14 protein-coding genes are annotated in these 15,195 nt (G+C 64.8%); 13 read left to right on the top strand and 1 reads right to left on the bottom strand.

What is annotated here, in order from left to right; translation table 11 throughout:
- Positions 1-2: 2 nt before the first annotated feature.
- The 12 genes from J2887_RS17720 to J2887_RS17665 all read left to right on the top strand — a co-directional run bounded on the left by J2887_RS17720 (position 3) and on the right by J2887_RS17665 (position 12,790).
- On the top strand, positions 3-1,523 hold the full coding sequence (locus J2887_RS17720) for an aldehyde dehydrogenase family protein (RefSeq protein WP_227172467.1): 1,521 nt from the start codon (positions 3-5) through the stop codon (positions 1,521-1,523).
- Between the two features lie 426 nt (positions 1,524-1,949).
- A complete protein-coding gene (gene pqqA, locus J2887_RS17715) occupies positions 1,950-2,021 on the top strand; it encodes a pyrroloquinoline quinone precursor peptide PqqA (protein ID WP_084332595.1) in 72 nt (23 codons plus the stop codon).
- Positions 2,022-2,071: 50 nt separating this feature from the next.
- The gene (pqqB, locus tag J2887_RS17710) at positions 2,072-3,001 is read left to right on the top strand and encodes a pyrroloquinoline quinone biosynthesis protein PqqB (protein WP_227172466.1); all 930 of its coding nucleotides are present in this window, start codon (positions 2,072-2,074) and stop codon (positions 2,999-3,001) included.
- Positions 2,998-3,759 (top strand): pyrroloquinoline-quinone synthase PqqC, encoded by a 762-nt coding sequence (pqqC, locus tag J2887_RS17705; protein WP_227172465.1) that lies wholly within the window; start codon positions 2,998-3,000, stop codon positions 3,757-3,759. The genes pqqB and pqqC overlap by 4 nt, the downstream gene beginning before the upstream one ends.
- Positions 3,756-4,022, top strand: coding sequence for a pyrroloquinoline quinone biosynthesis peptide chaperone PqqD (gene pqqD / locus J2887_RS17700; RefSeq protein WP_227172464.1), 267 nt, complete (start codon positions 3,756-3,758; stop codon positions 4,020-4,022). The genes pqqC and pqqD overlap by 4 nt, the downstream gene beginning before the upstream one ends.
- On the top strand, positions 4,019-5,176 hold the full coding sequence (gene pqqE, locus J2887_RS17695; RefSeq protein ID WP_227172463.1) for a pyrroloquinoline quinone biosynthesis protein PqqE: 1,158 nt from the start codon (positions 4,019-4,021) through the stop codon (positions 5,174-5,176). Before pqqD ends, pqqE begins: the two co-directional genes overlap by 4 nt.
- A 76-nt stretch (positions 5,177-5,252) precedes the next feature.
- Complete coding sequence (locus J2887_RS17690) at positions 5,253-7,043, top strand: prolyl oligopeptidase family serine peptidase (RefSeq protein ID WP_227172462.1); 1,791 nt, start codon at positions 5,253-5,255, stop codon at positions 7,041-7,043.
- 353 nt (positions 7,044-7,396) lie between these two features.
- Complete coding sequence (gene ercA / locus J2887_RS17685) at positions 7,397-8,560, top strand: alcohol dehydrogenase-like regulatory protein ErcA (RefSeq protein ID WP_227172461.1); 1,164 nt, start codon at positions 7,397-7,399, stop codon at positions 8,558-8,560.
- Positions 8,544-10,349, top strand: a complete 1,806-nt coding sequence (locus J2887_RS17680) for a NahK/ErcS family hybrid sensor histidine kinase/response regulator (RefSeq protein ID WP_227172460.1) — start codon at positions 8,544-8,546, stop codon at positions 10,347-10,349. The genes ercA and J2887_RS17680 overlap by 17 nt, the downstream gene beginning before the upstream one ends.
- A 54-nt stretch (positions 10,350-10,403) precedes the next feature.
- Positions 10,404-10,766, top strand: coding sequence for a hypothetical protein (locus J2887_RS17675; protein ID WP_227172459.1), 363 nt, complete (start codon positions 10,404-10,406; stop codon positions 10,764-10,766).
- 91 nt (positions 10,767-10,857) lie between these two features.
- Positions 10,858-12,240 carry a class II fumarate hydratase gene (locus J2887_RS17670; RefSeq protein WP_227172458.1) on the top strand — a complete coding sequence of 461 codons (1,383 nt, stop codon included), beginning with the start codon at positions 10,858-10,860 and terminating at the stop codon, positions 12,238-12,240.
- Positions 12,241-12,310: 70 nt separating this feature from the next.
- The gene (locus J2887_RS17665) at positions 12,311-12,790 is read left to right on the top strand and encodes a CDP-archaeol synthase (protein WP_227172457.1); all 480 of its coding nucleotides are present in this window, start codon (positions 12,311-12,313) and stop codon (positions 12,788-12,790) included.
- Between the two features lie 49 nt (positions 12,791-12,839).
- Here the strand turns inward: J2887_RS17665 and J2887_RS17660 are convergent, their stop codons facing one another.
- Entirely contained in the window at positions 12,840-13,814 is a 975-nt protein-coding gene (locus J2887_RS17660) for a metallophosphoesterase (RefSeq protein ID WP_227172456.1), read from the bottom strand.
- Between the two features lie 122 nt (positions 13,815-13,936).
- Between J2887_RS17660 and chrA the strand changes: the two genes are divergently transcribed.
- A complete protein-coding gene (chrA, locus tag J2887_RS17655) occupies positions 13,937-15,109 on the top strand; it encodes a chromate efflux transporter (RefSeq protein WP_227172455.1) in 1,173 nt (390 codons plus the stop codon).
- Positions 15,110-15,195 lie beyond the last annotated feature (86 nt).

The raw sequence follows: 15,195 nt of genomic DNA, 5'->3' as shown, positions 1-15,195 counted from the left end.
TCATGATCTACGCACAACCCGGACAGGAAGGCTCCGTCGTTTCCTTCAAACCCCGTTACGAAAACTACATCGGTGGCGAGTGGGTAGCACCGGTCAAAGGCCAGTACTTTGAAAATATCACCCCGGTCAATGGCAGTGTGATCTGCGAGATTCCCCGCTCCACCGCCGAAGATGTCGAGCTGGCTCTGGATGCTGCCCACAAGGCCGCACCGGCCTGGGGCAAGACCTCAGTAACCGAACGTTCCAACATCCTGCTGAAAATTGCCGACCGCATCGAAGCCAATCTCGAGCGTCTCGCTGTGGCCGAGACCTGGGATAACGGCAAAGCGGTTCGTGAAACCCTCAACGCCGACATTCCGCTGGCGGCCGATCACTTCCGTTACTTCGCCGGCTGTCTGCGGGCGCAGGAAGGGCATCTGGGCGAGATCGACCACAACACTGTGGCCTACCATTTCCACGAGCCGCTGGGGGTGGTTGGTCAGATCATTCCCTGGAACTTCCCGCTGCTGATGGCCGCCTGGAAACTGGGCCCCTGTCTGGCCGCGGGCAACTGCACCGTACTGAAGCCGGCGGAGCAGACCCCGGCCAGCATCCTGGTGCTGATGGAAATCATCGGTGACCTGCTGCCGCCGGGCGTGCTTAACATCGTCAATGGTTACGGCATCGAGGCTGGCCAGGCTCTGGCCACCAGCAAGCGCATCGCCAAGATCGCCTTCACCGGCTCGACCCCGGTGGGCTCCCACATCCTCAAGTGCGCGGCCGAGAACATCATCCCGTCCACTGTGGAGCTGGGCGGCAAGTCGCCGAACATCTACTTCCCGGACATCATGCAGGCGGAGCCGGAGTTCATCGACAAGTGTGTCGAGGGCCTGGTGCTGGCGTTCTTCAACCAGGGTGAGGTCTGCACCTGCCCGTCCCGGGCACTGGTTCACGAAGACATCTACGACGAGTTCATGGCCAAGGTGGTCGAGCGCACCAAGGCGATCAAGCGTGGCAACCCGCTGGACACCGACGTGCAGGTTGGCGCCCAGGCCAGTAAGGAGCAGTTCGACAAGATCCTGTCCTACCTGGAAATCGGCAAGCAGGAAGGCGCCGAGGTGCTGACCGGCGGTGACCGTGAACAGCTGGGCGAGGGCTTCAGTGACGGCTTCTACATCCAGCCCACATTGTTCAAGGGCGACAACAAGATGCGGGTGTTCCAGGAAGAAATCTTCGGCCCGGTGGTGGGCGTCACCACCTTCAAGACCGAGGAAGAAGCCCTGGCTATCGCCAACGACACCGAATTCGGCCTTGGTGCAGGGGTTTGGAGTCGCGACACCAATCTGGCTTACCGCATGGGGCGGAACATTCAGGCCGGTCGGGTCTGGATGAACTGCTACCACGCCTACCCGGCCCATGCGGCCTTTGGCGGTTACAAGAAGTCCGGTGTTGGTCGTGAGACTCACAAGATGGCGTTGGAACACTACCAGCAGACCAAGAACCTGCTGGTGAGCTACGACACCAACCCGCTGGGTTTCTTCTAGGCATTACTTAGGCAGCATTTAGGCACCACCTGTCACCAGGTGTTGTTGTGCCCGGGCCGTCCTGGTGGCGGCCCGGAGGTGAGTCGGCACATGGATGTGCTTTTACTGACCGGCCTCTGGCCGGCCCCCGCGGCGTTCTCCGGTCGCGGGGTCTTTGGGTCTTCCTGCCTTTTCGGTCCCTGGGTTCTCTCGTCGGGCCGTTTTTTCGTGTTGTTTCCCTGCCTAGTGTCCCGTACGTTTGCGGTGAGGCGATGCGGGCGTGTGCGCCCGGGTCCGGCGAAGCGGCCCGGAAGTGCCATTCGGCAGCTCAAAATTGCATCCAAAGTACCATGTCGGGGTTGGTGGGGCCGGTTTAGCATCAGGGGTGTGCCGGCGATGCCGTCGCCGGTGCTTCCTGAATACGACAACAACGAAGAGGAAGGCACTATGTGGACCAAACCAGCCTATCAGGACCTGCGCATCGGCTTCGAAGTCACCATGTACTTCGCCAACCGGTGATCGGTCGGTGACCGGCCTCCGCGGCCGGTCGCTTCCGACTGGAGGTTCCCATGCACATCCATATTCTTGGCTCCGCCGCCGGTGGCGGCTTCCCGCAGTGGAACTGCAACTGCCGCAACTGCCACGGCGTTCGCGCCGGCACCGTCAATGCCCGGCCCCGGACCCAGTCCTCCATTGCCATCAGTGAAGACGGCGAGCGCTGGATCCTGTGTAACGCTTCGCCGGATATCCGCGCCCAGCTGGCGGCCTTTGCTCCCATGCAGCCCGCCCGGGCGGTGCGGGACACTGGCATTGCCGCCATCCTGCTGATGGACAGCCAGGTGGACCACACCACCGGTCTGCTGTCGCTACGGGAAGGGTGCCCCTTGCCGGTGTGGTGCACCGAGCAGGTACATGATGATCTTAGCCACGGATTTCCGCTGTTCACCATGCTGTCCCACTGGAACGGTGGCCTGGACTGGCGCCCCATGCCCTGTGGCGACGACACCCGGTTTACCGTGGACTGCGCGCCGTCACTGCAACTGACCGCGATTCCGTTGCTGAGCAACGCACCGCCATACTCTCCCCGGCGTGACAACCCCCATCCTGGCGACAACGTCGGTCTGTTTATCGAAGACCGTCGCACGGGGGCCAGCGTGCTGTATGCGCCGGGGCTCGGGCAGCCGGATGATCGCATCCGGGCCTGGATGCGTCGGGCCGATGTGCTGCTGGTGGATGGCACCGTCTGGACCGACGATGAAATGAAACGCTGTGAGGTGGGCGACAAGACCGGTCAGCAGATGGGGCACCTAGCCCAGAGTGGCCCGGGAGGCATGATTGAACTGCTCGATACTCTCGATGCCCGTCGCAAGATCCTGATTCACATCAACAACACCAATCCCATTCTGGACGAGGACTCCGCCGAGCGGGCGGAGCTCGAGCGTCATGGCATCGAGGTTGCCTGGGATGGTATGCATCTCGACCTGTCGGAGGTCTCATGAACGCAGCGGTTGAATTCCCCATGCAGCGCGAGCCGTTCGAACAGGCCCTGCGGGCCAAGGGCGCGCTCTACCACATTCATCACCCATTCCACCGCGCCATGTACGGTGGCCAGTGCACGCCGGAGCAAATCCGTGGTTGGGTGGCGAACCGGTACTACTACCAGGTCAACATTCCCCGCAAGGACGCCGCCATCATGGCCAACTGTCCGGACGCCGCAGTGCGCCGGCAGTGGCTGCAGCGGGTGCTGGATCACGACGGACACGACGGCGATCCGGGTGGCATCGAGGCCTGGTTGCAACTGGCTGAAGCGGTGGGGCTGAGCCGGGAGGAGGTGGTCGATCAGCGCCACGTGCTGCCCGGTGTCCGGTTTGCGGTGGATGCCTACTACCATTTTGCCCGTCGGGCGAGCTGGCAGGAGGCGGCCTGCTCATCCCTTACCGAGCTGTTTGCGCCGGAGATCCATCAGTCGCGGCTGGATAGCTGGCCCGAGCACTACCCCTGGATCGATCCGGCCGGTTACGGCTATTTCCGCAAGCGGCTGTCGGAAGCCCGCCGTGATGTTGCCCACGGCCTTACCATCACCCTTGACCATTTCACCGCCGCAGCAGACCAGCAGCGGGCGCTGGAGATCCTCCAGTTCAAGCTCGATATCCTGTGGTCGATGCTGGACGCCATGACCATGGCTTATGTTCACCACACGCCGCCATACCATACGGTGACTGATCAGGCAGTGTGGCATCGGGGGCTGGCGTCATGATGGCCCAGGTGCCGCAGTTGCGGCCGGGCTTCCGGTTCCAGTGGGAGCCTGCCCAGCAGGCCCATGTATTGCTGTACCCGGAAGGCATGGTGAAACTGAACGGCAGTGCCGGGGCCATCCTGGCGGAAGTGGATGGTGAGCGTTGTGTCCGCGATATTGTTGCCCGGCTGGAGCAGCAGTTTCCCCAGGCCGGCTCCCTGGCGGGGGATGTCACCGACTTCCTGCGGGATGCGGAGCGTCAGCACTGGATTCGGCTGTCATGATGGCCGCCGGTGTTGATAGCTCAGATCAGGCGCCTGACATCGGGCCACCGCTGTGGCTGCTGGCGGAGCTGACCTATCGCTGCCCACTGCAGTGTCCCTACTGTTCCAATCCGCTCGACTACGCCAGCCAGGACCAGGAACTGACGACCGAACAGTGGGTGTCGGTGCTGCGCCAGGGGCGGGCGATGGGGGCCGCCCAGCTGGGCTTTTCCGGCGGTGAACCACTGGTGCGCCAGGACCTGGCGGAGCTGATTGCCGAAGCGCGTCAGCTGGGTTACTACAGCAATCTGATCACCTCCGGGCTGGGACTCACCGAGGCCAAGGTCAACGCCTTTCGCGATGCTGGCCTGGATCACATCCAGGTCAGCTTCCAGGCCTCTGATCCTGAGCTCAACAATGCGGTGGCAGGGTCCCGCAAGGCGTTCGAGCAGAAGCTGGCGATGGCGCGGGCGGTGAAGGCGGCAGGTTACCCGATGGTGCTGAATTTCGTGATCCATCGACACAACATCCATCAGATGACGGATATCCTCGATCTGTGTCGGCGGCTGGAGGCGGACTACGTTGAACTGGCCACTTGCCAGTACTACGGCTGGGCGTTCCAGAATCGTGAGGGGCTGATGCCGTCCCGTACCCAGCTGGAGACGGCGGAGGCCGCCGTCAACCGTTACCGGGACCTGCTGGCGGACGCTGGCGAGGCCATGAAGCTGATCTTCGTGACGCCGGATTACTATGAAGTGCGCCCCAAGGCCTGTATGAACGGCTGGGGCAGCATGTTCCTGACGGTGGCCCCGGATGGCACGGCGTTGCCCTGCCACAGTGCCCGGTTGCTGCCGATTGAGTTTGCCAATGTCCGGGAGCAGTCGCTGCAGTCGATCTGGTACCACAGCCCCGGATTCAACCACTACCGTGGCGATGGCTGGATGCCGGAACCTTGCCGTTCCTGTGACGAGAAGGGCAAGGATTTCGGCGGTTGCCGATGCCAGGCCTACCTGCTGACCGGCAACGCCGACAACCCGGACCCGGTGTGCAGCAAATCACCGAGCCACGACCGTATCCTGGCGGCGCGGCGGGCGGCGGACCACGCCACCGCCGGGCTGGAGGAGCTGACCTATCGTAACCGCCACAATTCCCGCCTGTTCTACCGTACCGGCTGAGCAATCCCGGCTGACGCCGGAAGCCGCCTCTGCCGCCCAGATCCAGCGTGACGGCTTGCGGGTGGGGCCGGCTGGGGTGTTCTGGCTGCAACTGGCGCCGGACACCGGTGCGGTGCGGCTGTGGACCCTGGACCAGGGCGTCGCCCGTCCTCTGAGCCCCCCGGACTATCGCATCCGCAGCCGCATCAATGGCTATGGCGGTGGTGCCCTGTGTCTGACGACGGATGGCCCCTGGGTGGTGCGTGAGGACACCGGCCAGGTGGAGCGGTTGCATCACCGCAGCGGCGAGCCGGTCCCGGTGACCGGTGACCGCAGTGATGCAACGTCGGAACGGAGTCGCTATGGCGGCCTGGTGGCCGATCCCGGGCGAGGCGTGCTGGCGGTGCGGGAGCGGCTGTCCGTTACCGGGGAGGTGCTCGACCAGGCATTGGTGGCGATTGCCACCGATGGCACGGAAACCGTATTGCGGGCTGGCGCGGCGGAGGACTGTCTGGGTGCACCGGCACCGTCCGACGATGGACGGTGGCTGGCCTGGGTGCAGTGGCGTCTGCCGGCCATGCCCTGGCACCAGAGCACCTTGTGGCTGGCGCAACGTGATGCCAGCGGTGCCCTGCGGTCGCCCCGTGCTTTAATGCCGCCGAGGCCGGCGTCGGTGCAGCAGCCGAGCTGGTCCGGGCATAGGTTGTGTGTGCTGTCAGACCATCAGGGGTGGTGGCAGCCCTACCGGGTGAGGGCCACCGGCGAGGGCAGTCAGTGGTCCCTGCTCAGTGGGTTGCGGGCGGACCATGGCAATGCTCCCTGGCAGCTGGCAGAACAGCATCACCTGGGCCTGCCGGGCGGGGGCTGGGCCCGGGTCAGCTATCATCGCGGCGAAGGCCAGCTGTGGCTGGCGTCGGCGCCGGAGGCCCGTCGCCGACGGCTGGCTGACGGCTTTACCGACTTTCGCTGTTTGCAGTATCACCGCGGCGCTCTTTACGCCCTGGCCAGCAGTGACCATCGGCTGCAGAGCCTGATCCGGATCGACCTGGTCAGCAATCAGCTTGAGGTTCTGGCCGGTGGTGAGCAACCACTGACATCGGTGTTGCGGCCGCAGCCGTTTGTGTTGGCGGACGCCGAGGTCTGTGGCTTTTTCTATCCGGCGGTCGCATCAGGGAACCATCCCGGTGGCAGCCACCGGGACCCGATCACGCCGCCGCCACTGATTCTACAGGTTCATGGTGGGCCCACGTCGGCCGCGTACCCGGTGTTGAATCTGGCCACCCAATTCTGGTGCCAGCAGGGCTTCTCGGTGCTGGATCTCAATCACCGCGGTAGCAGCGGTGCCGGGCGGGCTTTCCGCCAGGCCCTGGCCGGGCGGTGGGGCGAGCTGGAGGTGGCCGACTGTCTGGCGGCGGTGGCACAGCTGGTACGGGAGGGGCGGGCGCACCCGCAGCGGCTGTTTGTCCAGGGCCGCAGCGCCGGTGGCTATACCGCGTTGATGGCTATGGCCAGCGCTGACTGCTTCCGTGGGGCGGTCAGTCAGTTTGGTGTCACCGATCCGCGGCGTCTTTGTGCCCACACTCACCGCTTTGAAAGCGGTTACCTGGATTGGCTGCTGGGGGAAGACCGCGATCGCTGGCCGGAGCGCTCGCCGGTCAACCTGGCCCATCGCATGACCGGGCCGGTGCTGTTTTTCCAGGGCGAGCTGGACGAGGTGGTGGTGCCGGCGCAGACCCGAGCCATGGCGGCAGCAATGGCCCGCGCCGGCCATGACAGTGAGGTGGTGTCGTTCGCGGATGAGGGCCATGGCTTCCGCCACCAGGCCAGCCAGGCGGCTGTGCTGCGGCGTTCGCTGGCGTTCTACCGCAACCGCATGGCGGCAACCTGAGGGCGGGGCCTACTTGCCCAACATCAGGTACACTCGGGATAATGATTGGTTTAGGGAGCCTCTGATTAACTCCGGTTCACCTCTGGCCTTCAGAGCGGTTCACACTCAAGGCGCGGCTTTGCAGGAAGGCTGGTTGCCTTTCAAGAAGGCGCAACGCCGAGTGTGGATCGCTCTGAAGGCCCCGAAGGGCGCGATCTGAGGGCTGCATCTGCGGCGTTGCGATCCTTGCCAAGGGCTACGGCCATTGCCTGCGGACCGCGCCTTGCAGCTACAGCCCTCAGATCGCGCAGAGGCGATTCGGAGTTAATCAGAGGCTCCCTGGAAACGACATCACAATAACAACGAGTCTGCCCATGAGTCACGACATCTCGTCCCTGCGCAAGTTTGTCTCACCGGAGATCATTTTCGGGGCCGGTTCCCGCAAATCGGTGGCCAACTTCGCCAGCAACTTTGGCGCCCGCCATGTGTTCCTGGTGTCTGATCCCGGGGTGTTGGCCGCCGGCTGGGTGGAGGAGATTGAGACCCTGCTGCGGGAGGCCGGGCTGGCCTGCACCGTGTTCACGGATATCTCCGCCAACCCCAAGGTGGACGAGGTGATGCTGGGCGCGGAGCTTTACCGCAGCCAGCAGTGTGATGTGATTGTCGCCATTGGCGGCGGCAGCCCGATGGACTGTGCCAAGGGCATCGGTATTGTCAGCAGCCACAACGGCCATATCCTCGATTTCGAGGGGGTGGACACCATCCGGGTGCCGCCGCCGCCGATGATCCTGATTCCCACCACCGCGGGTACGTCGGCGGATGTGTCCCAGTTTGCGATCATTTCCGACCCCCAGCGCCGCTTCAAGTTTTCCATCATCAGCAAGGCCGTGGTGCCGGATGTGTCGCTGATCGATCCGGAAGTGACCGAGACCATGGACACCTTCCTCACGGCCTGCACCGGTGTCGATGCCCTGGTCCACGCCATTGAAGCCTACGTCTCCACTGGCAGTGGCCCGCTTACCGACAGCCACGCGCTGGAGGCGATCCGGCTGATCGGCCGCTACCTGGAACCGCTGGTGGCGAGCCCGTCCGATCCGCAACTTCGGGAACACATCATGCTGGCGTCCATGCAGGCGGGGCTGGCGTTTTCCAATGCCATCCTGGGGGCCGTGCACGCCATGTCCCACAGCCTCGGCGGTTACCTGGACCTGCCCCACGGGCTGTGCAACGCGCTGCTGCTGGAGCATGTGATTGCCTACAACTTCCCGTCGTCGGAGGACCGCTTCAAGCGCGTGGCCGAGGCGCTGGGAATCGATATCCGTGGCCTGGGGCCGGCGGATATCCGGCGCCGTCTGATGGAGCGGGTGATCCTGCTCAAGCGGGCGGTGGGGCTGGAAGCCAAACTGGCGGAACTGGGGGTGTCCTCCAGTGACATTCCCTACCTGTCGAAGTTCGCCATGCAAGACCCCTGTATTCTCACCAACCCTCGCAAATCATCGCTGCGGGATGTCGAAGTGGTCTATGAAGAGGCGCTTTGAGTCTTCCCCTGCCGCCGCCGAACCGGCCCCGGGCAGCCGCTACGATGTGGGCGATCTGCTGGGCCTGGGCAGCCATTCGGTTCGCAAGAACTACTATCCGGAGCTGCAGGAGCGCATTGACCAGCTCGAGACGGAAAAGAACCGCTACAAGTGGCTGTTCGAGAATGCCCTGCACGGGATTTTCCAGGGTGATCTCAAGGGCGGTTTTCTGGCGCTGAACCCGGCCATGGCGTCGATCTGCGGTGATGCCAGCCCGGCGGAACTGATGGGACGGGTACGGCGGTTGCGGGAACAGCTGTTCTATACCATTGGTGAATTTGACCAGCTGCGCCAGGAATTGCTCGACCATGGCCAGGTGATGGCGCGGGAGTCGCGCTTGCGACGGGCCGATGGCCAGGCCGTGGCGGTCTCTATTACCCTGCTGCGGCGGCCGGATCTGGGCGCTGAAGTGGTGGAAGCGTTTGTTCTCGACGTTACCGACCGGGTCCAGGCCCGCAGAAAACTGGAGCAACTGAACGCGGATCTGGAGCGGCGGGTGGATGAGCGAACCGAAGCCCTGCAGAACGCCAATGTAGGGCTGCGTTACCAGATCGAGCAGCGTGAACGGGTGGAGCAGGAGCTGGTGGTGGCGGTGGATGCCGCCAAGGAAGCCAATCGCTCCAAGGACAAGTATCTGGCGGCCGCCAGCCACGATTTGCTGCAGCCGCTCAATGCTGCCCGCCTGCTGGTGTCGACGTTGCAGGACAGTCCGTTACCGGCGAGGGAAGGGCAGCTGGTGGACCGTATCCACCGGGCCCTGGAGGGCGCCGAAGACCTGCTGGCGGACCTGTTGGACATCTCCAAACTGGACCAGCAGGCGATGGAGCCGGACCTGGTACACGTCGACGTTGGCGACCTGGTCCACAGCCTGGGGGAGGAGTTCGAGCCGGTGGCCCGCAACGCCGGCCTGGGGTTCCGGGTGCGTCGGCGTCCGGTGGTGGCCCGTACCGATCCGCGAATGCTGACCCGTATCCTGCGCAATCTGCTCAGTAACGCTTTCCGTTATACTCGGGAGGGACAGGTGCTGATGGCGATGCGCGCCCGTGCCGGCCGGCTGGACCTGGAAGTCTGGGACACCGGCGTCGGCATCGCCGAAGATCAACTGCAGGAGATTTTCGCCGAGTTCCGCCAACTGATCCCCCGGGGGGGCGGCGGCAAACAGGGGGTTGGCCTGGGTCTGGCAATCGTTGACCGCATGGCCCGCATCCTGGGTTGCCAGGTGGCGGTGACTTCCCGGCCGGGGCGTGGTTCCCGTTTCCGGCTATCGGTGCCGCTGGCGCAGGACCGCCCGCAACTGGCGCCCGCGCCGGCGGTGTCGGCCGTTGAAGTCGCCGCGGCGACCCTGGCAGGGGTGCGGGTGCTGGTGATCGACAACGAACCGGATATCCTGGTCAGTATGCACTCACTGCTGCAGCGTTGGGGTTGCGAGGTGATGGTCGCGTCGGGCCGGGAGGAGGCGCTGGAGAGCTGCGCCGTTGGCCCGGCTCCGGATGTGATCCTGGCGGATTTCCACCTCGATGATAACCAGACCGGCTGCGAGGCCGTGTACGCGGTACGCCGTCAGCTCCAGCAGGACCTGCCGGCGGCGATCATCACCGCGGATCGCAGCGACAGTTGCCGACGGCTGCTGCAGGCCCAGTACCTGCCGGTGCTGAACAAACCGGTCAAACCCAACCGCCTGCGGGCCCTGCTGACCAGCCTGGTCAGCGAACGCCCGCAGCCACCGACGGCAGACTCCGCCAACCGCTGATCGGTCTCCGACAATCTGACCTACACTTACTGCATCGCCACGGTGCCCGCCGGCATGAGCCCGGGTACGGATGGCGACCGGCCCGGCGCTCGTTGTCGGCCGACAGGTCCGTTTACCGATCCGGAGGTCACCGTCATGCACAGTTCCGAGAATGCCCTTACCAACCACGAAGTCACCATCTGCCTCGCCGGCGGAGCGGTGCTGGGTCCCTTCAATGCGACCTGGACCCAGGACGCTGGTGGCGATGTCCGTGAACTGGTGCGGGAGTACGACGCCTTTTTGCAGGGCGAGCCGCAGAAGCGCTTCAAGTTCCATCTCCACGACAGTTACACCAACACCGTGCATACGGTGATCCTCAACTTCCAGCAGGTGACCGGTATCTGTGACCACGTCCGGCTCCGGGCCAACGGCGGCTGACGGAAACCAACCACCAGCCAGACCGTCCCAACTGGAGACTGACGGTCCCGATGGTGATGAACCGGGACCACACGCGACAGGGAGGATCGTCATGAGCGATTATCGAATCGAACACGACAGCCTGGGCGAGGTCCAGGTACCACGGACCGCGCGCTGGGGAGCGCAGACCCAGCGCGCGGTGGACAACTTTCCGGTCAGTGGTCTGCCGATGCCGCCAGCGTTCATCGAGGCGGTGGTGCGCATCAAGCGGGCGGCGGCTGAGGCCAATGCCAGCCTGGGACTGTTGGACCTGCCGCTGCGCGACGCCATCCTGGCGGCCTGCGATGCGGTTCTTGATGGCCAGTACCGGGACCAGTTCCCGGTGGACCGCTACCAGACCGGTTCCGGTACCAGCACCAACATGAACGTCAATGAGGTGCTGGCCAACCTGGCCCAGGCCGGCGGTATCGAGGTGCATCCCAACGACCACGTCAACATGAGCCAAAGCTCCAACGACGTGATTCCCACGGCCATCCACGTCAGCCTGGTGAGCGAGGTGCAGCAGCGATTGCTGCCGGCCCTGTCCCATCTGCGAGGGATGATCTACGAGCGGGAATCGGAGTTGTCGGATCAGGTCAAGACCGGCCGCACCCACCTGATGGATGCCATGCCCGTCACCCTGGGGCAGGAACTGCGGACCTGGCGGGAGCAGTTGTATGCCGCTGAACAGCGGGTGGAGCGGGCGATGGAGGAACTGCTGGCACTTCCCCAGGGCGGAACCGCGGTGGGTACCGGGGTCAATGCGCTGGCGGAATTCCCTGACCAGTTCGTGCGTGCCCTGAGCAGTGACATCGGTTACCCCTTCCGCAGCCTGGAGCACAAGTTTGTCGGCCAGAGTGCGGTGGATGCCCCGGTGCACCTGTCCGCCCAGCTGCGGGGGGTGGCGGTGGTGCTGATGAAGATCGCCAATGACCTGCGCTGGATGAACAGCGGCCCGATCCATGGCCTGGCGGAGATCAGCCTGCCGGCGCTGCAGCCGGGCAGCAGCATCATGCCGGGCAAGGTCAACCCGGTAATCCCGGAGTCGGTGGCCATGGTGGCCATCCAGGTCACGGGGCTGGATGCCGCGGTGGCCATGGCGGGCCAGTCCGGCAACTTCCAGCTCAACGTGATGCTGCCGCTGGTGGCGGGCAACCTGCTGGACATGACGGGGCTGCTGAGCCAGGCCTCGACCCTGCTGGCGGACCGGGCGATTCAGGGCTTCCGGGTCAATGCCGATACCCTGGATGCCGCAGTGGGCCGCAATCCGGTGCTGGTGACTGCGCTGAACCCGGAGATTGGCTATGAAAAGGCCGCCGCGATTGCCAAGGAGGCCTATCAAAGCGGACGCGCCATCATTGATGTGGCGGAACAGCAGTCAGGGCTGCCCCGGGACCGTTTGGAACAGTTGCTGGACCCGCTGAAGCTGACCCGCGGTGGGGTCAACGGCGACTGACGTTCAGGGACGACGTTGTTCGACGCTACCGTCACCGCACACCTCGACAACGACGGAGGCCAAGGGTTTGGTGTTGTCCCTGCATCTGTTTGTCCTGCTGGTGCTGGCCAACGGCCTGCCGGTGGTCGCCCACTGGTTGCTGGGGCGGCGTTGGCGCTGGCCGGTGGATGGTGGTCGCTGCTGGCGTGATGGCCGCCGCGTGCTGGGCGACAGCAAAACCTGGCGTGGATTGGTTGTAGGCTGTCTGGGCGCGGGTCTGTACGGCGCGTTCTGGGGGCTGGAAGTCGGGTTCAGCCTGATGTTCGGCGCCCTGGCGCTGGTGGGGGATCTGATCAGCAGCTTTATCAAGCGACGTCTCGGACTCGCCTCCAGTGCCCGTGCGCTGGGGCTGGATCAAGTGCCGGAAGCATTGCTGCCGCTGCTGCTGGCGATGGCGTGGCTGGGGATTGCTGGCCTCGAGGTACTGGTGCTGCTGGCGGCGTTTGTGGCCGCCAACGTGGTGTGCTCACCCTGGCTGTATCGGCTGGGCATCCGCCGTCATCCCCATTGATCGCTGCCTGTCCGGTTGAAAAAAACTGGTGTGGTTGTTGGGTGACAGGTCAGGCGCTGCTGCACAGCAGGGTGTGGCGGGTGATTTCCGGCGGGCAGTTGAGTCGCACGTTCACCACCGAGGTGCCGCAGCCGGGGGAAGTGTAGCCCTGCATGCCGTTGTGCTGCCAGTGCCCGCGGCCGAGGGCCCGGGGGCAGTCTGAGTCCAGGGTGACCGGAATGCCGCCGGGCAGGCAGATCTGGCCGCCGTGGGTGTGGCCGCAGAGGAACAGGCGATAGCCGGCATGGGCGGCTTCCCGCCAGATCTCCGGGGTGTGGCTGAGCAACAGGCTGGTGGCCTCGGCGGGGATGTCGTCACCGGCCTTGTGCAGGTTGTGGACCTTGTAGAAATGGGCGTCGTCCACGCCGGCGATGTACAGCGCCTGGCCGTTGCGTTCGATCACCGTGCTCTCGTTCAACAGCAGGCGGTAACCCTGATCCTCCAGGGCTGGCAGCATGCGGATGCTGTCGTGGTTGCCCAGCACCGCCAGCGGCGTGCCGCGGATGGCCCGGCGTAACCTGTCCATGCCATCAAGGGCGGCGTCAATGGGGCCCCAGGTGAGCTTGCGGTAGTCGCCGGTGAGAACGCAGAGGTCGTAGTCCACCTCCCGGATCAGTCCGATCACCTGCTTCAGGTTGAGCTCGTCCATGTCGACGTGGAGATCGGTCAGGTGGAGGATGCGGAAGCCGTCGAAGGCGGCGGGCAGTCCCGCTACCCGGAAGCTGTGGTCGACCACCCGCAGGTTGCGGCTGTTGTCCTGGCCACGATGGAGCAGGCCGGACAACCGCAGACAGGTGCGAATCAGGGCCGGAGCGGACGTCCAGTTTTCCAGGTGAAAGGAGTGGTGATCCTGGCCGAACACCCGGGCCTCGTACTCCTGCTCGATGCCCAGCCGTTGACGGGCATGCACCGGCCCCAGCCGCTGGCTCAGACGATAGGCCAGCAGATCGTCCGGTGACAGGTGTGTGGGCGCTCGGGCCGTCATGGCAGCTCCTCGACGGTTTCTGGCATCATGCCTCCGCAAAGATTCTCTGGTAAGTATGGATGCCTCCGGGGCGGATGCAACCGTTCCTGTCATCAATGGCCACTGCAGCAAGGGAAATCGATATGTCAGAAGTGTCCACTCCACCGGTCTCCGCTGGCCTGCTGTGGCGGGTGTTCCTGCGTCTGGGGCTGACGTCGTTCGGCGGGCCGGCGGCCCATCTCGGGTATTTTCATGATGAGTTTGTCAAACGCCGGGGCTGGCTGACGGATGCCCGCTACGCCGAGGTGGTGGCGCTGTGTCAGCTGCTGCCGGGGCCGGCGTCCAGCCAGGTGGGACTGGCCATCGGCTACCTTCAGCGGGGCTACCGGGGGGCGGCGCTGGCCTGGCTGGGGTTTACCCTGCCATCGGCGTTGCTGATGGCGCTGTTTGCCTTTGGCCTGGCTGCCTGGCCGGACGCCGGGGCCAGCGGCTGGGTCCACGGTCTCAAACTGCTGGTGGTGGCCGTTGTGGCTCAGGCGGTCTGGCAGATGGGGCGGAACCTGTGTCCGGATCGTGCCCGCCAGAGTCTGGCGCTGGCAGTCGCCGCGGTACTGCTGGCCAGCGGCGGCCTCTGGCTGCAACTGGTGGCGCTGGCAGCGGCTGCGCTGGTGGGCGTTGGCTGCCGTTTCCCCGGTGTGGGTACCGACTCCGAACCGTTGGTGCGCGAGCAGCGTCGCCCCTGGCGCTTCCTGGTGGTGTTCCTGGGATTGCTGGTGCTGTCGCTGCTGCCCTGGAGCCAGGGCTCGCTGGCGTGGCTGGCGGCGGAACTGTACCGGGCCGGCGCCCTGGTTTTTGGTGGTGGACATGTGGTGTTGCCATGGCTGCAGGAGGGGTTTGTGGCTTCCGGCGCAATGTCCGCTGACAGCTTTCTGGCTGGCTATGGCGCTGCCCAGGCGGTGCCGGGACCGCTGTTCACCTTCTCGGCTTTCCTCGGCGCCAGCGTCAATGGCGTGGATGGGGCGGTGGTGGCGCTGGTGGCGGTGTTCCTGCCCGGAACTTTGCTGGTATTCGCGGGTCTTCCCCTGTGGTCACTGTTGCGACACCATGCCGCCGCCCGTTCGGCGCTGGCGGGTGTCAACGCTGGCGTGGTGGGGCTGCTGCTGGCGGTACTGTACGACCCGGTGTGGACTGCGGCGGTATGGTCACCGGCAGATCTTGCGGCGGTGCTGCTGCTGTGGCTGGCACTGGCGGTCTGGCGTCAGCCGGTCTGGCTGTTGGCGCCGTTGAGTGCGGCAGTGGGTGGGCTGTTGTGGTGATCCCCGGTGATGGCGGTCAGCGTATTGGCTTCCTGCTGTCCCTCACTGTAAACCCTGATACAAACCAACGACGAAGACGAGGCCGT

This window comes from Marinobacter sp. CA1, from assembly GCF_020546665.1.
In the GTDB taxonomy this organism is placed as follows: Bacteria; Pseudomonadota; Gammaproteobacteria; order Pseudomonadales; family Oleiphilaceae; genus Marinobacter; species Marinobacter xestospongiae.
This window is presented reverse-complemented; position numbering and strand designations above follow the sequence as displayed.

Excerpts from the sequence above, each read along its gene's own strand:
- J2887_RS17720 (WP_227172467.1), top strand. The coding sequence starts at position 3 with ATGATCTACGCACAACCCGGACAGGAAGGCTCCGTCGTTTCCTTCAAA.
- pqqB (WP_227172466.1), top strand. The coding sequence starts at position 2,072 with ATGCACATCCATATTCTTGGCTCCGCCGCCGGTGGCGGCTTCCCGCAG.
- pqqC (WP_227172465.1), top strand. The coding sequence starts at position 2,998 with ATGAACGCAGCGGTTGAATTCCCCATGCAGCGCGAGCCGTTCGAACAG.
- pqqD (WP_227172464.1), top strand. The coding sequence starts at position 3,756 with ATGATGGCCCAGGTGCCGCAGTTGCGGCCGGGCTTCCGGTTCCAGTGG.
- pqqE (WP_227172463.1), top strand. The coding sequence starts at position 4,019 with ATGATGGCCGCCGGTGTTGATAGCTCAGATCAGGCGCCTGACATCGGG.
- ercA (WP_227172461.1), top strand. The coding sequence starts at position 7,397 with ATGAGTCACGACATCTCGTCCCTGCGCAAGTTTGTCTCACCGGAGATC.
- J2887_RS17680 (WP_227172460.1), top strand. The coding sequence starts at position 8,544 with ATGAAGAGGCGCTTTGAGTCTTCCCCTGCCGCCGCCGAACCGGCCCCG.
- J2887_RS17675 (WP_227172459.1), top strand. The coding sequence starts at position 10,404 with ATGAGCCCGGGTACGGATGGCGACCGGCCCGGCGCTCGTTGTCGGCCG.
- J2887_RS17670 (WP_227172458.1), top strand. The coding sequence starts at position 10,858 with ATGAGCGATTATCGAATCGAACACGACAGCCTGGGCGAGGTCCAGGTA.
- J2887_RS17660 (WP_227172456.1), bottom strand. The coding sequence starts at position 13,814 with ATGACGGCCCGAGCGCCCACACACCTGTCACCGGACGATCTGCTGGCC.
- chrA (WP_227172455.1), top strand. The coding sequence starts at position 13,937 with ATGTCAGAAGTGTCCACTCCACCGGTCTCCGCTGGCCTGCTGTGGCGG.